The organism is Mitsuaria sp. TWR114 (genome assembly GCF_007997345.1).
Map to the genome: position 1 here is coordinate 1 of NZ_VOSR01000963.1, position 581 is coordinate 581.

At 73.3% G+C, this 581-nt stretch carries 1 protein-coding gene; it reads right to left on the minus strand.

All coding sequences use genetic code 11. From position 1 onward, the window contains the following. A partial coding sequence (locus FUT87_RS26375; RefSeq protein ID WP_186830776.1) for a 2Fe-2S iron-sulfur cluster-binding protein occupies positions 1-581 on the minus strand: 581 nt, incomplete at both ends.

Genomic DNA, 581 nt, shown 5'->3' on the forward strand with positions numbered 1-581 from the left:
CCGCCGCGCCGATGCGCAGCGTGCCGTCGGCGCCGGCCTCGATGCGGCGCAGCGCGTCGACGCGGCCGGTCAGGATCACGTCGCCGAGCTCGCGCTGCTGCTTGTTGACCCACAGCCCGACATCGGTTGCGCCGGCGACCAGGCGCGCGGTGGGCAGGGCCTCGCGCAGGGTGGCGAAGTTCTCCAGCGAGTGCGGCGCGAAGACGCGCTGCGGCGAGCCGTCGCGCGCGGACGCCTCGTACTGCAGCGGCGGATCCTCGCGCAGCGTGCGCAGCGCCGCGACCATCGGCGCGCGATCGAGGGTCCGCGCCGGTGCATCGAACATGCGTTCGCCCGCGTCCAGGATCGGCCGGTAGCCGGTGCAGCGGCACAGGTTGCCGGCCAGGTCGTCGGCCAGCGCCTGCCGGTCCGGACGCGTTCCGTGCGCCTGGTGCCGCTCATAGATCGCCTGCATCGTCATCGCGAAGCCCGGCGTGCAGAAGCCGCATTGCGAGCCATGACAGTCGACCAGCGCCTGCTGCACCGGATTGAGGTCGTCGCTCGCGCCCAGGTCCTCGACGGTCAGCAGCGCCTTGCCGTCG